Origin of the sequence: Marivirga lumbricoides (genome assembly GCF_014636295.1) — a bacterium.
GTDB classification, from domain to species: domain Bacteria; phylum Bacteroidota; class Bacteroidia; order Cytophagales; family Cyclobacteriaceae; genus Marivirga; species Marivirga lumbricoides.
This window is the reverse complement of the sequence record NZ_BMEC01000005.1, coordinates 100,869-122,321: the sequence shown is the minus strand read 5'-3', so window position 1 is coordinate 122,321 and position 21,453 is coordinate 100,869. Positions and strand designations below refer to the sequence as shown.

At 38.7% G+C, this 21,453-nt stretch carries 12 protein-coding genes; 1 reads left to right on the top strand and 11 read right to left on the bottom strand.

Annotated elements, in window-relative coordinates:
* Positions 1 to 20: 20 nt before the first annotated feature.
* Positions 21 to 581, top strand: coding sequence for a DUF4256 domain-containing protein (locus tag IEV85_RS09050; RefSeq protein WP_188462475.1), 561 nt, complete (start codon positions 21 to 23; stop codon positions 579 to 581).
* Between the two features lie 116 nt (positions 582 to 697).
* On the opposite strand, the gene rlmF is transcribed toward IEV85_RS09050, so the two are convergent.
* The 11 genes from rlmF to IEV85_RS08995 form a co-directional block, all read right to left on the bottom strand.
* The gene (rlmF, locus tag IEV85_RS09045) at positions 698 to 1,642 is read right to left on the bottom strand and encodes a 23S rRNA (adenine(1618)-N(6))-methyltransferase RlmF (RefSeq protein ID WP_188462473.1); all 945 of its coding nucleotides are present in this window, start codon (positions 1,640 to 1,642) and stop codon (positions 698 to 700) included.
* A gap of 205 nt (positions 1,643 to 1,847) precedes the next feature.
* Positions 1,848 to 2,993: a galactose-1-epimerase gene (locus IEV85_RS09040; RefSeq protein WP_188462470.1), complete on the bottom strand. Its 1,146-nt coding sequence runs from the start codon at positions 2,991 to 2,993 to the stop codon at positions 1,848 to 1,850.
* 175 nt (positions 2,994 to 3,168) lie between these two features.
* Positions 3,169 to 4,188: an arabinan endo-1,5-alpha-L-arabinosidase gene (locus IEV85_RS09035; RefSeq protein ID WP_229712546.1), complete on the bottom strand. Its 1,020-nt coding sequence runs from the start codon at positions 4,186 to 4,188 to the stop codon at positions 3,169 to 3,171.
* Positions 4,185 to 5,687, bottom strand: a complete 1,503-nt coding sequence (locus IEV85_RS09030) for a family 43 glycosylhydrolase (RefSeq protein WP_229712545.1) — start codon at positions 5,685 to 5,687, stop codon at positions 4,185 to 4,187. Before IEV85_RS09030 ends, IEV85_RS09035 begins: the two co-directional genes overlap by 4 nt.
* Positions 5,688 to 5,759: 72 nt before the next feature.
* Entirely contained in the window at positions 5,760 to 7,313 is a 1,554-nt protein-coding gene (locus IEV85_RS09025; protein WP_188462468.1) for an alpha-N-arabinofuranosidase, read from the bottom strand.
* 251 nt (positions 7,314 to 7,564) lie between these two features.
* On the bottom strand, positions 7,565 to 9,586 hold the full coding sequence (locus tag IEV85_RS09020) for an alpha-L-arabinofuranosidase C-terminal domain-containing protein (RefSeq protein WP_188462466.1): 2,022 nt from the start codon (positions 9,584 to 9,586) through the stop codon (positions 7,565 to 7,567).
* Between the two features lie 232 nt (positions 9,587 to 9,818).
* Entirely contained in the window at positions 9,819 to 11,576 is a 1,758-nt protein-coding gene (locus tag IEV85_RS09015) for a RagB/SusD family nutrient uptake outer membrane protein (protein WP_188462464.1), read from the bottom strand.
* A gap of 26 nt (positions 11,577 to 11,602) precedes the next feature.
* Positions 11,603 to 14,800, bottom strand: coding sequence for a SusC/RagA family TonB-linked outer membrane protein (locus IEV85_RS09010; RefSeq protein WP_188462462.1), 3,198 nt, complete (start codon positions 14,798 to 14,800; stop codon positions 11,603 to 11,605).
* Positions 14,801 to 14,825: 25 nt separating this feature from the next.
* Positions 14,826 to 16,553: a hypothetical protein gene (locus IEV85_RS09005; RefSeq protein WP_188462460.1), complete on the bottom strand. Its 1,728-nt coding sequence runs from the start codon at positions 16,551 to 16,553 to the stop codon at positions 14,826 to 14,828.
* Between the two features lie 20 nt (positions 16,554 to 16,573).
* Positions 16,574 to 16,825 carry a hypothetical protein gene (locus IEV85_RS09000; RefSeq protein WP_188462458.1) on the bottom strand — a complete coding sequence of 84 codons (252 nt, stop codon included), beginning with the start codon at positions 16,823 to 16,825 and terminating at the stop codon, positions 16,574 to 16,576.
* 205 nt (positions 16,826 to 17,030) lie between these two features.
* On the bottom strand, positions 17,031 to 21,452 hold the full coding sequence (locus IEV85_RS08995; protein WP_188462456.1) for a two-component regulator propeller domain-containing protein: 4,422 nt from the start codon (positions 21,450 to 21,452) through the stop codon (positions 17,031 to 17,033).
* Between the last annotated feature and the right edge of the window lies 1 nt (position 21,453).

Here is a 21,453-nt window from a genome sequence, read left to right as displayed (position 1 = left end):
CTTAAGAAAAAAAATTTGCTATGCCGAAAGATAAATTATCACCTGAAGAAAGCGAAAAATTCATCCGGGAGTTACAAGCTCGGTTTAAAAAAAATATGCAGCGCCATCAAGGTGTAGAATGGAGTTCCGTACAATCTAAACTGGAAGCTAATCCAGAGAAATTATGGTCGCTCAACGAAATGGAAATTACTGAAGGCGAGCCTGATGTAGTAGGATATGATGGAAAATCCGCAGAATATATATTTATGGATTGCTCAGCTGAAAGCCCTAAAGGCCGTAGAAGCACTTGCTATGACAGAGAAGGTTTGGAATCCAGGAAAGAGCACCGGCCGGATAACAACGCTGTTGATATGGCTGCTGAAATGGGCATTGAATTACTCAATGAGGAGCAATACAGGGAATTACAAAAACTAGGCAACTTTGATGCAAAAACTTCAAGCTGGATACACACACCAGATGCCATAAGAAAACTCGGAGGAGCTCTATTTGCTGATTACAGGTATGGTGCAGTATTTGTATATCATAATGGGGCTCAATCTTACTATGCTGCAAGAGGCTTTAGAGGCATTTTGAGGGTTTGATATTTAATAGAATGAATGGTTTGTGAGCAACAAACTATAGGCATCATCAGACTATAATTAGTGAAAGGTTAAGTCTTCTCTATGAATCTCTATTAATTCACATCTATGTGCTAAGATTAGGCGCTAGCATCTTTTACAGGCAAAAATGTCCATGCTACAATCCTGCTGGCTTTATTGCCATGGCTCATAGGAATGGTTTCCATATGAACAGCTCCAGCCTGCTTAATTAGCTCATACACAGTTTTCAAATTGGCACTTTTTGAAATAAGCGTGGAAAACCACCTTACAGAATGTGAGAAGTGTTTACTCTGTACTATCATGTTACGAACAAACTGAATCTCCCCTCCTTCGCACCATAGTTCATTGCTTTGACCACCAAAGTTGAGCTTTGCTTCTGCTACTTTCTGCTTCTTTAGATTGCGGTTTTTACGGATATTTCCAGCCTGCGCTTCCGCAGCAGAAGCATGAAATGGTGGATTACAAATACTCAAATCATAAAACTCGTGCTTTTTGATGATCCCTTTGAAAATATCCTTTTTGCTGTTTTGTAATCTGAAAGTGATTTTTTCCTGCAAATCGGGATTTTTATCTACTATTTTCTGTGCCGAACGAATAGCTTTTGTATCAATATCAGTTCCTAAAAATGACCAGCCAAATTCTTTCACTCCCACAATGGGATAAATGCAGCTCGCTCCCATTCCGATATCCAGGCATCTGAAAAGAGCGCCTTTTATCAGTTGCCCCTGCTTTTTGCCGATAAACTCAGCAATATGATGCAGGTAATCTGCTCTTCCCGGAATAGGAGGTGTAAGATAACCAGATGGAATATCCCAGTAGTTTAGGTTATAATGATGAACCAGTAACGCTTTGTTAAGCATTTTCACAGCTTCAGGATCAGAGAATTCAATAGTTTCATCTCCAAATTGATTAGTGAAGACAAAAGTAGACAGCTCCGGACAACTTTTTATGAGTTGTGGAAAATCGTATCGATGGCGAAATATGTTATTAGGATGTAATCCCGGCTTTTCTGTAGGCTGTTCTTTCTTCTTCTGATCGGTCATGAATGGATGATGCTTCTGTGTAAGCGTAAAGATACGGAATGCTGATTGATTTTAAGGTAGGCTCCGTATATATGAACATTAGAGCATCGAGAAATCAATAGCTTATATCTGAATAAATTGTAAGAGACATTTAGCAAAAATAAAAAAGAGGTGCTAAACATAATTAATTAGCACCTCTTTTAAGGTTAGGTTAGATTTAACCACTTTATTCTCTTATACCAAATACAAATTTTGTTTGGCTTTCATATTTCTCGCCAGGGTTTAACTCTGTGGAAGGAAATTCAGGTTGATTAGGTGAGTCAGGAAAATGCTGTGTTTCTAAACATAAGCCTGTTCTTTTATTATACACTGTTCCTCCTTTTCCTGTTAAAGTGCCATCAAGAAAATTACCTGTATATACCTGAATAGCCGGTTCACTAGTATATACTTCTAACGTTCTTCCGCTGTTTGGTTCGTAAGCTTTAGCGGCCAAATCCATTTTGCCGGCTCCTTCATTTAGTACCCAACAATGGTCATAGCCCAGGCCATAAGTCAGCTGTTGATTTTCCTGGTTAACATCAGCTCCAACTTTTTTCATTTCAGTAAAGTTAAATGGAGTCCCCTCAACCGGTCTTAATTCCCCGGTAGGAATTAATGTACTATCTACAGGAAGGAAGTGATCTGCATTAACCATTAGCTGGTGGTTTAAGACATCCTCCTTCATGGCTGAAAGATTAAAATAAGAGTGTTGAGTAAGATTCACCACTGTTTTTTTATCTGTAGTAGCCATATAATCAATCAACAATGTATTATCATTACCCAACTGATAAGTTACCTTAGTTTCAAGGTTCCCCGGATAACCTTCTTCACCATCTGCGCTTAAATAAGTAAGCTCTAAAGCCACGCCATCTGCATATTCTACTTCCTTTGCTGACCAGTTTACTTTATCGAAACCTTTTAACCCTCCGTGCAAGTGGTTGCCAATATTATTGATGGCTAGCTCATACTCTGTACTATCCAAAGTGAACTTACCTTTTGCTATTCTGTTACCATATCTGCCTATCAATGCGCCAAAGTAAGGAACTCCGTCTTGCAAGTAGCCTTCAAGGTTGTCAAATCCCAGTACAATATCTTCATACTTCCCTGCTTTATCAGGTGCTGTTAGTGAAGTAATAATTCCCCCATAGGTGATTACACTCATTTCCATTCCCTGGTTGTTGGTCATTATATATTGCGTAACTTCTTCACCAGAAGGCAGGGTACCAAAAGATTTAGAAGTAATGTTAGCATTTTGTGGTTGATCGGTAGTGCTGTTACAAGCCATAAGGAAAACTAATAATAATTGGGTGATTATAAAAAATGGTTTTTTCATAGAAATATGCTTTATGGATTAAGTGCTTAGTATTTTAAAAAACAGTCTTCACAGTCTTCGGGTACAGAAATTATAGTCAAACAAATATATTTGTAGAAGTGCTGATTAGTCAAAATCCAATACACGTCAAAAATACAAATAATATGTGAAAATCAAACGCTACTTGCTGAGCTCATTATTGATTAGATGCTGAAAGGATTTTTGGATCGATTACAGGCCATCCGTCCTCTGTCCAGCTCATCTCTGCAACTTTCAATTTGGAATGGCCTTTGTCATTTGCATCATAGGCATGAAAAATAAAATAGTCATTTCCATCAAAAGTATAAGCACTATTATGCCCTGCCCCTGCCCAGTCTTTATTTCCTTCAATTACCAAAGTACCTCCTCCTTTGGCCATTGACTTACCGGACTGATCATAAAAAGGACCAGTGATGTCTCCTGATCTACCTACAACTACTTTGTAGGTACTATTTTCTCCCCTGCAGCAATAGTCCCATGATACAAAGAGATAATATAAATCTCCTTTTTTGAAGATAAATGGAGCTTCAAGGGCTGCATCACCCGGCTCGGCATCAGCTAAAAAAGGTGATCTTTCACGTTTAGCGATGGTATGCCAAACCTGAGGTTCGGCAATAGAAGTTCTGTCATCTGATAGCTTTACCATTTTTAAGCCTTCCCAGAAAGATCCAAATGACATCCATGCAGTTCCGTCTTTCCCTTCAATAATGTTAGGGTCAATTGCATTCCATAGATCCCTATTAGGAACAGAATGCACAACTATGCCTCGATCTTCCCATTTAAAATCAGAAGACTGAGGATTTAAAGTTGTATTTGTAGCTACTCCTATGGCAGAAGTATTTTTAGCAAAAGCAGAAACTGAATAATAAAGATAGTATTTGCCTTCATAAAAGTGGATATCAGGAGCCCAAATGTGGCCGCTAAAATCCGGAACTACATTATTCGTCCATTCCGGAGCCTTGTCAAAAACAGGAGCTTCTCTTTTCCAGTTTTTCATATCACCGGAAGAGAAAACGTCAATTCCCATTCCGGTGCAAAACAGGTAGTAAGTTCCATCGTGCTTTGCCATAACAGGGTCGTGTACCCGAATGTCTGACCTCTGGGCGTGCAAGCTTTGTGTGCTACATAAAACTACTAATAGCAAAATTCTAAATCCTATCTTTATTTTTTCCATCATTCCTGTAGCTTTTTACCCCAAACAGTGGTGAAATCCTGGTTAAAACCTGTGAAAAGAAGGGTAGATTCTATTTCATTCTCCCAATCACGCCCTCTTTCCACAAATACTTTATCAACAAAAGCACCATCACCCCAACTTAAAGTAAGCCATGGGGCTTCATAGGTCCAGGTATTGGCTGCCTCTCCATTCATAGTTCCTTCGGCATCTATGGTCATTGTAGTGGCGCGCTGGAAACCGGGATTTAATTGCTCTTCACCAAAGCCTGGTACTACAGTATAGCCGAAAACAATTTGTTCCCACTTTCCTGCAAGTTCATCAGCCGTAACCGGGGTTTCTTCCTCCCCAGCATAACGTTGAGGTGAAACCATAGGCCAGCCATCCTGGGTCCAGTGAATTTGTCTTGTGTGCAAAATCATATAAAATCTATCAGAGCCTGGTCTGCCCTGATGTCCCAAATAATAATTCCCATTGCGCTCCACTATTCCCGGATGTGAAACGCCCTGCCAACCAGGGTGCCCCATAAATGCATAGGGTGCCAAAATCATAGGAAGATCATCCACTTCATCATTCATATTAATACCTCGGATATCGAAAAAAGGTCCTTCCGGATTATCTGCACGCCCTACCCTCACATTATATTTTGTTTCCAGCCAATCATATGCTATAAAGAGATAATACTTATCAAACTCTTCATTATAAATAATTTCCGGGCCTTCTATATTTCCATTAATGGAATTACCTGTAAATCCTCTTTGAGCTACTCTTGTTCCCTTGTCTCCGGATTGAGCAGCAAGCCCAGTTTCAGGGTCCAGCTCCACAATATAAATTCCGTCCCAGGCTGAACCATAATACATCCAATGTTTTCCGGATTTATCGACTACTATAGTTGGATCAATAGCATTGGTTTGTCGGGAATTGTCATCAGTAGAAGTAACCACCAATCCCTTTTCAGTAAAGGGACCTTCGGGACTAGTTGAAGATGCCATACCTATAACACTTAATCGTGGGGTAGCACTTGAAAGCGAATAATATACTCTGTATTCACTTCCTACTTTGATGGTATAGGGAGCCCAAAGGCTGTTAAAAGGTTCTCCTCCGTTATTTCTGATAAATTGAGCCCCCAAGGTTGGAAGTCCGTCAAAAACCCAACCAACAAATTCCCATTCTACCATATTTAAGCTTCTTCTGATCTGGAGCCCGGGCCTAACATCATGACCATAGGCTACATCAGTACTATAGCAGTAGATGAAAGTTCCGTCATCAATGAATGCCGGATCGTGAACATTGTAATGCATCCATTGGCTTGTCATGGTAGGTGAAGCAATATCTGCATAGTTGTCCCTAAACAAGCTAAAATCTATGGGACCATCATCTAAGTCAGTAGTATCAGTACCCACCGTTATTCCTGTCCCCTCCTCATTCATATCTTTACAACCTTCCAGAAATAGATTAAAAAAAATGACAATAAGGATAAGGAAATTCCAACTTCTTTTGATCATAATGTTCAAATTTTTCAGTTTAATTATCTTTTAACAAATACTTACATCCTACTGATGTTAAGTTTGAGATTTCTATTTTTCTATTTTAAGCACTACCACTGAGAATGGTGGTAGAGTAACAGTTATTTTATCACCTTTTCTTTTAAACCCTTTAAAATCCTCAGTTTTAATTTTATCAGGGTTTTCGAAAGAATTGAAATCCTGTAGTTTGGCAGACTTCAGAATAGTACCAGAAACTTTACTATTCTCAGTGCCTCTTAAAACTATTTCTATTTCCTTACTTTCACTTGCATGGATATTTACCAGGGAAGCATGAATTACACCTGCTTTATTTTTGGAAGCTGATGCTGAAATAGCTGGTAATTTTTTGCCATTCATTTCATAAGTGCTACCACCCATTACCTCCAATGGAAGCAAAGTAGCATCCTGATGCACATTGTACATTTTCATCACATGGTAAGTGGGTGTGAGAATCATTTCACTCTCATTAGTAAGGATTACCGCCTGCAATACATTGATTGTTTGTGCCAGATTGGCCATTCTTACTCTGTCTGCATGGTTGTTGAAAATATTGAGTGTAGTGCCTGCAATCATTGCATCTCGCATGGTATTTTGCTGATATAAAAAACCCGGATTGGTTCCTTCTTCCACATTGTACCATCCTCCCCACTCATCTACCACCAAAGCAATGCGTTTTTCCGGATCATATTTATCCATTATAGTAGAATGTCGTGTTACCAGCTCTTCCATTTTCAGGGCTGTTTCCATAGTAGAAAAGTATTGTGCTTCATTAAAAGCTGTGGCAGATCCTTTCTCGTTCCACTCTACAAAAGAGTAAGAGTGTAAGGCAACCCCCTCGACTAAATTCTTCGGCACATCTCTCATGAGCACCTCAGTCCAGTGATAATCACCTACGTTGGCACCCGAAGCAATTCTAAAAAGACTGCTACTGTTGGACCAGTCCGTCATAAAGGTGGAATACTGACGGAATACATTTGCATAGTATTCCGGAGTCATATGTCCTCCGCAACCCCACATTTCATTTCCCACTCCCCAGTATTTCACACCCCAGGGCTCCTTTCTTCCATTCTCTCTTCTCAGATCAGCCATTGGGCTTGTACCATTATGATTTACATATTGAACCCAGTCTGCCAACTCGTGAACGGCTCCGCTTCCTACGTTTCCGGCCAAATAGGGCTCTGCTCCCAACATTTCGCACATATTAAGAAAATCATGAGTTCCAAAGCTATTATCTTCCGTTACTCCTCCCCACCATTGATTGACAATAGTAGGTCTTTCATCTTTAGGCCCAATACCATCCATCCAGTGGTAAGTATCTGCGAAACAACCACCCGGCCATCTTAAAACAGGAACCTTCAATTCCTTTAAAGCTTCAATCACATCATTTCGGACTCCAGCAGTATTAGGGATTTTTTCGTTGTTTTCACCTACATAGAACCCACCATAAATACACCTGCCTAAATGCTCAGCAAAATGTCCGTAAATATTTTTATTAATTATATGTTTTCCCTGATCTGCGTTGATGAAAACGGATGTTTTATGCTGCGCTAGTGCTATTAATGCAGTACAACTAAGGAGACAGATTAGGTAGATCTTCTTTTTCATAAATTATATTTTAAGTATGTTATTACTTCAATTTTTATTCTTGTTATTTACCAGTATTCCCGTTGAATAAAGAGTGGTCATCGTAATTCTTTACCTCGCCATTAGCCGGAAGCTTACCCACTGACTGAAATGATAAAAAGCAAGAATGAAGGGAAAAGCCTAAACTTTTCACACTTCATTCCGCCAAAACTAACAAAGTTTATCTTCCAGATATTTATTCACTAAATGGTATTTTATACCTTGTATTACTATTATTGAACTACTGTTTTTACTCGAATTACAGACAATGAATAAGGTGCTAAGTTTACAGTAAGCTCATTCCCTTTCAGGGCTATTTCCTGTTCCTCCGGAGCAATTGCTACAGGTGATTCAAATGAATTTACAACATCAGTTTTGTCACTCTTGAGCACAGTTAATCTTCCTTTTGAGGCTAAACCATCAATTCCATTTAGCTTAAATTGTGTGTTCTGTTCATCAGAGGAAGCATTTACTATTTTGAAAATTACTTCTCCTGTATTTTCGTCTTTTGCGGCTGTAGCATACAATTTCTTCTCTCCTGTTACTGGTTTACCATTTTCTGTAAGAGATAACACATGTGTTCCTCTATTAGTAGAAAAAAGCTTCTGTACGTAATAATTAGGTGTTCCGTAAGAGCTAAGGTTGTTAAACCAAATCAGGTCAGGAGTCCATTGCCAGCCTTCAGAATGAGCCATTAACGGAGCGTAGGAAGTAAGGTGAACTACCTCAGCGTTTCTTTCTAAACCGGTCATAAAAGCAGCTTCAGAAAGTGCTGTCATCCAACTATTTTTATTATCAGGGCTCGCTATAGCTACCGTTTGAGCAGCATATTCCCCGGCAAACACTTTCGGTCCATTTCTGTCATAGCTATCATATCTGTCAGCATTTTCCAAAAACCACTCCGGACTTCTATAATAGTGCTCATCTATTATTTCTGCACCCAATTTCTTGAGCTCTTTCATGCCGTAATCAAACATCTCTCCATCAGGAAAGGGTCCGCTTCCGGATACAATAATCATATCCGGGTATTTAGATTTTATAGCCGCTTCAAAAGCTTTGTACCTTTCAATGTATTGCGGCCCCCATTGTTCGTTTCCTACACCTATGTATTTCATATTAAATGGCTGAGGATGCCCCATGTCGGCACGAACTTTACCCCAGGCAGTATTAGAATCACCATTTGCAAATTCAATGAGGTCCAACGCATCCTGCACATAAGGACCTAATTCATCCATAGGTACAAGCTCTCCTGTATTAAACTGACAGGCTATTCCGCAGCTTAATATGGGCAGTGGCTCCGCTCCCATGTCTTCAGCCAGCTGGAAATATTCAAAGAAACCCAGTCCGAAGCTTTGATAATAATCTGGTGCCGGACGATGTGCAAATTCTGTGTTCCATCTATTGACAAGCGTAGTTCTGTCTTCTATTGAACCTACCGTTTTCTTCCACTGGTACCGTCTGGCTAAATTTCTACCCTCCACAATACAGCCCCCTGGGAACCTTAAAAATCCGGGATCAAGGTCATCCAGAAGTTGTACTAAATCGGCACGCATACCTTTAGGCCTATTTTTCCAGGTATCTGAAGGAAATAAAGAGATCATATCCAGATCAATTACCCCTTTCCCTTCAAATTGAATGTTCAAAACTGCCTTCATTTCTTCTGATGTTGCAGTAAAAGAAGAGGTATACTCTTTCCACTCAGAAGCATCAGGATCAATTGTTGTTTTTCCTAACACCTTTCCTGTGCTGTCAGCCAATTGAATATGCATTTTGATATCACCTGACTGATTCCGGGCCATCATAGAAAAGTTATACTGCAAATCCTTCTTTACCCCCATGCCTTTAAAGCCTTCATTCCTTAATACATATCCATTATCGGCTTTTACCTCTACCCTCAGAAAATTAGCATTGGGTTCATCAGAATCTGTTTTAATAACAGAAGCAAAACCAGATTTTTCATTCATTGAAAAGCGGTCGCTATTAGGCTGTAACCAACCAATCATCGGTAAATCAAACTCAAAAGATCTGTTTTTCACCATTTCCGCATAAATTCCACCATCTGCAGCAAAGTTGATATCCTCAAAAAATATTCCGTACATGGTGGGTTGTATGGGTGCAATGGGCTCACCATAATTAACTTGAAAAGTAACAGGGTCTGATTCTGCTCGTTTATCGTCTGACGCAGCGGTGTTACAACCATAAAAAAGTGCAGCTCCTGCCCCTATTCCTAATATGTGATTCAATATTCTCTTCATTCGTTATTATATTTCTTTATATGTCTGTTTAGCTTAGATGCCTCCCTGTCTACTTCTCGTTCTACCTATAATTCTGTATCGCCAATTGTAAGTACATTAATTGTAAGATGGAAGAACCAGATTCCTATTAAAACCAGTTTCTTCATTATTTTATTAATCTATCTGTTTAAATACAAGTGCCTCTTTAGCATACATAAAACATCTATGATAAAGAGACACTTGGTTATACAAATTATTCTAATTCTACCACTGGGTGAACAGAGTAGCCATTGGCAAAGAATTTAGTTGAGTTATCCTCGTTTTTGTTTGCCGAATTTCCTTCCAGATTTGGATTGGCATTCAGTGTACCCTGAAATATCGGGAAGTATTCATTTCCCGGAGTATAAGTATTAAATGACGAGTTACTGGCGGTAGCGGCTGTTAGCAGGTCAGTATTAGCTGTACCATCTGTTACGTAATATCCATGCTCAATTAACTGCTGAAGTCGACCTTGATCATAGAAAAATCCCCAACGAATGAGATCTCTTCCCCTACCGTTTTCACAACCAAATTCTTTAGGGCGTTCAACGTTGGCTATCTGCTCGAATAGATGATCCGCTGTAGGGAAATCAGCCAGCTGAAGATCCGGAAGAGCTACTCTTCTACGTACTTCATTGATGTAATCAATCGCTATTTGTGTAGGTCCGTTAATCTCATTTTCACACTCTGCAGCTCTTAACAAGACATCACTGTAACGCATCAGTCGTAGATTCACACCACATTGCAAACCATTTGTAATAGAAGCATAAATATTGGTTCTGGCATTGGTATGTTTGGCGATAGAAATACCACCCTGAGCATTATTGGAAAGAGGTGTTTCTGTTAATTCTTGCTGGTAAGCAACATTGGTACGTGGGTCACCATTAGGATATGCTGCAGTATTCTGATTAGTATATAGATCATATTCATCTTCATAAGTCACTAATGTCCAGTACAAGCGAGGATCTAATCTTCCATCAGTAGAGCTTTCTGCCTTAAATAGGTTATATAACCAGGGAGCTCCTGCCAGATCGCCCCAGCTTCCCAATTCCTGTGAAGCAAAATTACTTTCTATTGCGTGCCCCTGCGTTGCATCAGGACTTATATTAACCGGGGTCCACTCTTCATCTGTTCCACCAGTGCCAAAGTTCATGAATTGAACTTCAAACAGACTTTCATCATTGTTTTCTGTACTTTCTCTAAAGTTATCACCATAATCACTCATTAGTCTGTAACTACCGTACTTACCGGCAATGATATCCCGCAGTATGGGATAAGCCTCATCGAATTTATGACGGAACATCAATACACGCGCCATATAGCCCGCTGCAGCACCACTTGTAGCACGACCCAGCGCCCATTCACCCCCTTTATCTTTAGAGGGCAGCAAAGTCATGGCCATGGAAAGGTCTTCTTCAATTTGGTCTAAGACCTCCTCTTGAGGACTGTTAGCCTTATATAGTTTCTCTAAATCTGAATAATCTTCATAGTCTGTAATTAGAGGTACATCCTGATAATAAGTAGTTAAATTATAATAAGCCAAGGCTCGCAGGAAACGTGCCTGTCCGGCAATTTCATTATAGGAATCCTCAGGCATGTCCACCTCATCGATATAGGTTGTTATAAAATTAGCTCTATTCACTACATGATAATTATCTCTCCATGGCCATTGGTCACCAATATCAATAGTGCCGGGAGAGTTCAAATTATCATATTCCAAATACCACTGCTGTGAAGAATTCCATACCTCATCACCACGTACAGCATCTAAGGCATAGCCTACCCTTGCGAACGTACCTTCTAAACGAATACGGTTGTAGCAAGCAATAACTACCTCTCTAAAATCCGATTCAGATTTCCCAAAATCAGCAGTTGTTGGATTATTAGGATCCTCCACTATCAACTCATCTTTGCAGGCTGATGCAATAACAATCAAAACCAACATTGTAAGAATTATTTTTAAATTTTTCATATTGATACTAATTTTTGGATAGTTTTTTAAAATGAAAATTGAGCTCCCACTGTTAATACGCGAGGTTGTGGATATGAAGCATAATTATAGCCAGGGGTAAAAAGACCTCCGGAAAAGTCAACATTATACCCAACATACTGAGAGAATGTTACCAGGTTTTGCCCTGTTACATAAAGACGTGCATTGCTGACGTAATCACCAAACCACTTATCAGGGAAGGTATATCCTACCTGAATATTAGCAATTCTCAAATAGGATGCATTCTGAATAAAACGACTACTGAAAGCATCGTTAGTGATGTCTCCATTTGGTCTGTTCGCTACACGCGGTACCGTAGTGCTTGGGTTTTCAGGTGTCCACGCATCCAGTAATTCCACACTTTTATTCAAGGCACCATATGAACTACGTAAAGTCACATCAACAAAATCCACTGCTTTAAAACCACCGGCTCCAAATGCAAATACACTTAAGTCTATCCCTTTCCATTGGGCACCGACATTAAATCCAAAATTAAAGTCCGGTAAACCACTGCCTAAATAAGTCTGGTCTTCATTGGTTATTTGGCCATCATTATTGATATCAGCATAAGCCACATCTCCTGGTTGAGCGCCATTCTGAATAACCTTTTCTCCTTCTGAATTCACTCTGTTGAGTATCTCAGTTTCATTCTGGAATATCCCCTCGTAAACATAACCATAGAATCGGCCGATTTCTTGTCCCACCTCTGTACGAGCGTTTCCGTCAGTTCTGGGTAAATTATTCACTCCTAACTGGGTTACTTCATTATTCAGCGTAGTTAAATTGGCTGAAACATCAAATGTAACCGGACCTTCATCATGATGATAAGCTGCAGTAAACTCAAGGCCAGAGTTGACCATTGTAGATGCGTTAAAGTTTTCACTTTCATTAGTAAAACCTGCTTGTGCCGGGATAGGTATTCCGTAGTGCCCACCCAAAGTTTCTGCCCGGTAATAATCAAATGTAAAATCTACTTTACCGTTTATCATGGCAAGATCCAAACCAACATCAGTTGTTCTCCTCTTCTCCCACACTAAATATTCATTATTGAAATTTGATCTGGCCGATCCGTTCACCTTGGTATTACCAAAGCTGTAAGTATAATCCTGTCTCGCCATCACATCTACGTAGCCGTATGGTCCCAACACGGAAATATTACCCAGTTCACCATAACTACCTCTGATTTTGAGCAAGCTTATCATTGATTTTGAAACCTGGAAGAAATTCTCCTGATCAATACGCCACCCAGCAGAAACTGCTGGAAATACATCCTGATTTACCTCTGGAGTGAGTCGGCTGGAACCATCATAACGTACTGTTGCAGATAGGTAATATTTCTGATTAAAATCGTAATTCAACCGACCAAAATAAGACCATAATACAGTTTCCTCCTGGTAGCTATCCGCATTAGTCTGTAATGAATTATCTACCTGTAAAAAGTAAGGTTCCGTTAAGTTCACGCCAACAGCATTCACTGTTTCGCTGGTTTGCCTTTGGAATGCAGTACCTGCTACCAGGTTAACATGATGGAGACCAAAATTACCATCATACGTCAGAAAGTTTTCAGCCAGCGTCATACCTATACTCAAATTCGATTTGGTGAGCATCTCATTACTCTTAGTCAGGTAATTTGTTGTACTTTGAATAAATGCCGGTACAAATGTTAAAGATTTTACAGCAGTTGTGTTATATGATAAATTCAAGTCATATTCCACCTTATGGTTGCTACTTTTTACTCCAAGCATTTCAAAAAAATCAACTTTTGCATTAGCAGACCCTTGCAGACGATCAACTTTTGAGTTTCTCGTTAATATGTTATTGGTTAGCAGCACGTTGGTTATACGCAAATCACCGTGAATGTCATCATAATACGTGCCATAGCCATACGAATCATATCTGTACTGGGAGGCTGCAGAAATTCTGTCATCAAGCACCCAGGTTGAAGGATCGTATGCTTTTATAGTTGGAGGAGTAATCAAAGCAGAAGCCATTACCGGAAATTGTGCACCGTAAAGCCCCTGTACAAACTCATTCGCATTACTTAATGCCATATTATCCTGATCGCTTTTACTATAAACCAGACCTGTTTTTAAGGTGAGGAATTTCACATTCATTGTATTATTTAATCTGGCAGTATAGCGTTCCAGATTAGGTCCGGCCCCTACTATAGTACCTTCCTGATTAAAGTAATCAAGTGAAAGATTATAGGTATTGTTCTCACCCCCTCCGGAAAGGTTTAAGTGGTGATTTTGGCGGACTCCCGTTTTAAATGCTTCATCCTGCCAATTGGTATTTACTACATTCGGATCAATATAATCTTCATGATTTGGATCATAACCGTTAGGAACCTCCATACCGCTGTTGTTAAATGCCATGGTAATGTAACGACCATACTGCTCAGAATTCATTACATTATATACACCATCCGGCACTTCATCAACCCCAACATAACCACTATAATTTACTTTTAAAGGTTGATTTCTTTTACCGCGTTTGGTGGTAATAATTACCACTCCATTTGCTGCCTGGGCACCATAGATGGCAGCAGATGCGGCATCTTTAAGTATTTGTACTGATTCGATATCATTTGGTGAAAAGTCACGAATAGCATTAGTGATTACTCCATCAACAACATACAGCGGATTGGTATCTCCAAACGAACTAATACCTCTAATTCGAATCTGTGGATCTGCTCCGGGCTGCCCATCACCAGTTACTCTAACCCCTGCGACTTTACCCTGAAGAGCTGATGAAACATTCGAATTAGATATTTTTTTCATCTCATCAGTATCAACAATGGCCACAGAACCTGTAAGATCAACCTTACGCTGTGTACCATAACCCACCACTACTACCTCACTAAGCTCTGACAAATCAGCCACCATTGTGATTTCACCTAGTTGTGTTCTTCCTCCCACTTCAATTTCAGTAGTCTTGAATCCTATAAATGAAATAACAATAGTAGATTTGTCCGCTACGGATAGTGAAAAGTTTCCATCAATATCAGATACTACACCATTACTAGTACCCTTTTCCATGATTGTAGCACCAGGAAGGGGTACTCCGCCTTCCTCTACAACTCTACCTTGTACGATTGTCTCATTTTGCTGAATTATGGCCATCATAATGCTGTTGGAGCTGCCTCCTGCATATGCCATTGGTGCCAACGCCAAAAGCCCTATCAGTAATGTATATAAGTGTTTCATATTTTAATATTTTTTAGCGAGTGATTTAGTTAAGAAGCACGATGTAGGCTCCTTCAATTACGAGTGTGCAATTAAGATCAGTACTGTCCACAGTTATTCCAGTATACTCCTGAAAATGTGTGTCACCATTAGCATAAGTTACATCATAGCGTATATCAGCTGTATCATCTCCATTGTTTGTAACAGTAATTATTATATGCGAGCCGCTTATATTTGAGTTAAAGAACTCCACATCAAAACCTTCACTATTTGTAACCCAATCATTTGAGAGAGTGGCTGTGCTATATCCATCACCCCATCCAAAATTATCCATCCTCGTTACGGCATATTCAGCAGAGTTATCGGCTCTTCGAAGAATTGTACTAGGACTTTGATAAGGCAAGTTACCGGCAGAGTAACAGTACATTTCAAACATTTTACTCTCCCCTGATGATACGGTAAAATCATTAGAGAATTCTAACCACCAAGGTGTAGAAAAGTTAGAAGCCCCTACCTGACTATTTCCTTGAACAAGTGTAATAGGGCATGTAGTTGTTACTATGCTGGTTGCACCTTCATAAGCAATACCGACATTTTGTGCACCTGCCACTGCGGCAATGGAGTCAAATTCAAGATTTACATTATCCAATGTTCCACTACTACCATCGGCATAGGTTGCTGTTACAACCATTCCTTTTGGATTGAAAACGATAGAATCGCTATCAAAGAAATAATACGTAGTTATGTCCGGTAGTGTAGATACCTCCAAACCAGTTATTGCATTCACTACGTTCAGTGTATAAAAGTCTGAAACTGATTTAGTAAATACACCTTGCTTAGTTTTGTTGTAAGCTACTAATACCGTTTTTTCTCCAACAGTAGTCAAATCTGGAATTACATTGAAGGATAAATCTGCAGAGTCTATTTCAGAAGAAGAGCCATCATCATAAGTTACTGTGGCAACAGCATTACCCCAAAAGTCTTCACTACCTATCTCTACCATAGCTGGTGTTCCAGTAATATCCAGAGAAACTGGGTTAGCATCTGCTATTTCAGTTACCTGAGAAGGCACTAAGTACGCTTCTTCCATTTCAAAATAACTACCCTCAGCAACTAAAAACACATTGATAGCTGCAGTAGCAGAAACTGGTTGATTGTATGTAATAACCAGCTCAGTCCCATCAGTACCTACCGCTGTTCCTGTAATGAACGCATAGCCAGAGGAAGAGTGATCAATTTCAAGTGTTACATGAGCACCATCCATGATTGCCCTAAAATTAGCCCAATCTTCATCAGTTGGGTCTGACTCAAGATTCGAAGCATAGTTAGTGGAAATAACTCCTATGTCAAAGTCTCCATTACCCCAACCATAAGCATCCGAGCGTAATGCGAAGTACTCGGAATAACTTTCGGCCTCACGATCTCCTGCCTCATTACTAACCAACAAAACCCAATTTTTAAAGTTATCCGGACTGCCTCCATTGTGGTTAATAAACTCCAAAGTCAGTTTCTTACCTGGGGGTACAGCGAAGTAATCAGAAAAATCTGTCCACCACGGAGAACTAAAATCTTCTTCGCCAACAATTGCAGTTGAGATTTCTATAAAAGTTGTGTCTCCGGTATTTTGAGCTGCCTTAGCTGCAGCAATTGAATCTATTCTGGCTTGTAAATCGGCAGGAGCATTAATTGTAAATGGCTCCAAATCATCCTCACATCCATATGACACCATAATCAATATGCAAAAAGCATATCTTATCAGTTTAGCTATTTTCATAAAATTAGATTTTAAAGAGTTCATGCTTTTATATAAAAAGGATAGTGCATTTTGATTTCTCTTGTTATAGCTCTCGCCATAACAATATGTCTATCGACTACTGAAATGTTTTTAACACCCGTCTCAAAAATGTTGATGCTGACAAGGGGTTGTTCTATTGCTTTGAAGGGTATAGTCTTCTCAAGTACCTTCTCCAGTACTAGTGCTATAGTAAAAGAGAGTACAACCACCATTGTAACCAAGAAAAATTCTAGTTTCGTAAACGTTTGCATACATAGTAATTTTAATTAAAATTAAAGTTATATTTTAATTAGCTGCTTTGACTAATTACAGAGGCAAGGTGCACAGACAAATTAGCTATCAGGTTGACTATTGTGTAAATTTGGTGGACACATTTACACAATAGCTTTATTAGCTAATTAAGCCCATTTTAATGGCAAACGTTTGCTTTTAATTGTTAAAAAAAGCCTTTTCATACTACTTAATCATAAAATCTTTAGGGCTTTTGCCAAAGTACTTATTAAAAAGTCTCGTGAAATATTTTGGATCGTTATACCCAACGGCATAAGCTACTTCCGAAACGTTTAACTCGCCTTCTTTAAGTAATTGCTTAGCACGTTTCATCCTTAAATGATTGATAAACTCAGCTGCAGACTGATCGGTAAGTTTTTTTAGTTTTTTATGCAGTAAACTTCTGGAAATTCCCATGGTGTCAACAAACTGCTTAACACCGAATAAAGATTCCTCCATGTTCTCTTCTACTATTTTAATGGCATGCTTCAGAAATTTTTCGTCCTTGGGATTAGTAGTTGCATCATTAATTCTAAAATCAGAGACTTCAAGAAATTTCTTTCGCAGTTCTTTTCTTGATTCAATAAGGTTTATCACTCTTGCTTCTAAAAGTTCAAAATTAAAAGGTTTGGCCAAATACTCGTCAGCTCCTGTCTGTAAACCCTCAATTTGATTTTCCACTTCACTCTTAGCTGTTAACAGAATAATAGGTATATGGCTGGTGGCTAAATTATTTTTTAAGGTAGCACAGAGTTCCAAACCACCAATTTCAGGCATCATCACATCACTGATAACTAAGTCAGGCCAATGCTTAAAGGCTAAATCAATGCCTACTGATCCATTTGGTGCCTCAATTACATCATAAGTTTTATCAAACCTATGGGCTATAAATTTTCTCAAATCTGTATTGTCCTCTACTATCAAAATAGTGGCTCTTGTTCTTTCAAAAACAGAACTTACCTCCGGCACAGATTCTTCTTCGCTGTAATCATTTAAGAACTCATTCTTTAAAATTTCAACCTGTTGCGTTATGTTAACTTCGTCATCCAACTTCTCAGATAGCTCATTAAAGCTGTAATAATTCTTCAAACATGGAAATTGAATTTCGAAAGTTGATCCCTCCCCGGGCACACTTTGCACAAAAATATTACCGTGGTGCGCTTTTACTAACTCCTCGGTAAGTGCCAGGCCGATACCTGAGCCTCCTATTTTAAAAGCCTCTTCTGATTCAATCCTATAAAAACGCTTAAAAACCAGTGGCAGGTTTTCTTTACTAATACCAACACCTGTGTCCTGGACTTTAATACTGATAACTGACTTTTCCTGATCCCCTGCTTCTACATCTAGCTTAATATTAGCCTCTTCTTTTGTAAGCCCCTTTACCTCAAGGTTAACGTTACCCCCTGGATTGGTATATTTAAAGGCATTGGACAAAATATTATAAAGTACATTTTCCATATTGCCCTTATCAAACCACACTTCTTCCGGCAAACTAAATTCCTGATAAGCAAATTTGATATTCCGTGCAGTGGAAAGCGGTTCAAAAGCTTTAAAAATATTCTTACAGAAACCACTTATACTGCCCTGAGCCACTTTTAACTCCATTCTTTTTTGTTCAATTTTTCTGAAATCCATAATCTGATTAACCAGATGGAGAAGCCGTTGGGCATTTCTGTTCATGACATTAAGTGAGTTTTTTACCTCTTTGCTCAAGTCGTGTTGTTTAAGTAAATACTCAATTGGACCAAGAATTAATGTTAATGGTGTTCTAAACTCATGGGATATGTTAGTGAAGAAACTCAGTTTTAGCTGGCTCACTAACTTTAGCTTATTATTTAATTTTTTAAGCTCATTATGCTGATTTGTTATTTCCTTATTTTGATTTTCTAAAATAAGATTCTGGCCCTCAATCATCTCTTGCTTTTCTTCCAACTCATTGTTATTATTTAAGAGTTGTAAGGCTTGCAATGACAAAGCTTCTTTCTGCAGGCTAATTTTTTCAGTACGCTCTTTTACCTGCGCTTCCAAAATAACTTTCTGTTTATTTAAAGAATATGTTCTGTACCTGATGTACCCTAATATTATTCCCACTAACATTAATCCGCACAGAAACTTAAACCATAGTGTATCCCAAAATGGAGGGGCAATGGATATAACTATGGATGTAGGGGAAGTATCAAACTCTCCGTTACTACCGGATGCCTTCACTTTAAAAGTATACTCGCCGGGCTTTAGGTTGGTGTAAGTTGCATACCTCCTGCCGGAAGAAACATAATTCCATTCGTTTTCAAATCCTTCCAAAATGTAAGCATAGCGAACCATTTTGGGCTGACGGAAATTAAGTGATGAAAACTCTATCCCAAAAACTTTCTCTTTATAAGATATATTGATCTTTTCTGCAGTGTGAGGGCTTTCTTCTAAAACAACCACTCCATTATATTCTTTGTCCTGTGCTACTGACTCATTTAAGATTTTAATGTCCGTGATAGTCACCTTGCTTGATTCAAAATCATCTTTAATCCATTCAGGATAAAAAGCATCCAGCCCTTCCATTCCTCCAAAGTACAACTTACCATCTTCACTTTTATGAGTAGCGGACCAGTAATACTGATTGTTTAACAAGCCATCTACTGTATAAAAATTCCTGAAATCTTCTGTTTCCGGATCAAGACGAGAAAGACCAAAATCCGTGCTAAGCCATATGTTCTTTTCGTTGTCCTGCTCAATACCGTAAATTACCGTATTGCTGAGACCATCCTTTGTTGTAAAAGATTTAAAGTGAATAGAATTACCTTTTTTAATTAGTTTGTTGAGCCCCTGCCCATACGTTCCGAACCAAAGCCCACCTTCTGAATCTTTCAACATTGATATCACATAATTGCCACTTATAGAAGTGGTATCATTTCCGGAGCTTGTAAACACATCGATGATAGTATTTTTTGGCTCAAAAGTGCCATCAGCCGATTGCAATCGATAGAGGCCATTTCTGGTTCCCAGCCACAGGGTGTTTTTATTTTCAAAAAGTAAACAGCCTATATTTGAAATTTCAATGGTATTATCTGAGGGATTGTAAGGATGGTACTCATCCTTTTCAATGTCATATTTTACGAGCCCCCCTAATGTTCCAATCCATAAATTTCCGTAAGCATCCGCTACTACAGAGGATATAAAATTACTGGTAAGTCCTGCTTTTTCAGGTGCAGCATGACGGATAAACCTATCTGAAACTTTATCAGTTTTCGAAAGGATATTTAAACCCCAGCCCCAGGTTCCAATCCATAATCTATCGTATTTATCTTTACTAATGGTGGTTATAAAGTCGCTCGAAATACTTGCAGGATCCTCAGGATTGTTTCTGTAATGAGTAAAAACACCTGTTTCAGGATTATATTTATTCACCCCCCCACCGGCTGTGCCTATCCATAAAATGGCTTCCTCTTTAAAAACTGAATTTACCGTACTGTAACTTAAGCTATTAGAATTGTCGGGGTGGTACTCAAAATGTTCCACAACATTTTGATTGGTATTATAGAAATTAACACCTCCCCTTTCCGTACCGATCCAAACATTATTTTTATCATCCAGCAACAAGCAGTTTACAAAATCATTACTTAAGCTGTGTTTAACATTATACTCATTTTTGTAATTTGTAAATTGGTTAGTTTGCTTGTCCATCACACTTAATCCACCTAATGTGGCAATAAGTAAATTACCGGAATTATCTTCAATAATATCCATAATGGTATTATGCACTAACCCTATATTTCCATCACTTACAAATTGAATAAATGAGTTAGTGGGTTGGTTCAATTTATTCAAACCATATTCTGTTCCTATCCATATCTCTCCATTGCCGGATTCAAAAATGGAAAGTACCTGATCAGAGGAAAGACCTGAAGATGAGGTATTGAAATATTTAAAATCATTATTGTTTGAAGGAATTACTGTAATACCAGCATTGGTTCCTATCCAAATGTCATCTACAGCATCGGTAGTTAGCGTATTTACAACTGTTCCTCTTATATTTTTATCATATATACCTAAAGTATAGTTTTTAATAAGGTTTAATTCTCCTCTGGAATTTGCTATTTCAAATAAGTACACATCATCATTAGAACCTACAACTAAGTTGCCATTTGTTGTTAATGCTAGAGAGCGTATATTTTTATCCTTTAAATCAGCACCTTTTGCACGCTCATCATCTATAAAAATGAATTCTCCATTTTGGTGCAAATACACCTGCAAACCCCGGTGAGTCCCTATCCAGATATTGCCATAAGCATCTTCCAATAATGCATATATAAAATTATCGCGGATGGACTTCCCTTTTGAACTTTGGTTATCAAAAACTTCAAAAGTGTATCCATCATATCTACACAGACCATTCCAGGTACCAAACCAAAGGAAACCATGGCTATCTTGAAGCATACAATCCACCATATTTTGGGGCAGCCCATCATCTATGGTCAAATGCTGAAAACGGGTATTTCTGGTTTGACTGTACCCACCTGTATTGAATGACGCTATCAATACTACTGAGAGAAAAAGAGAGAAGAAAAACTTCTCCCACATAATTACTTTGTAAATTCCCCTTTTAACTAGTGACATC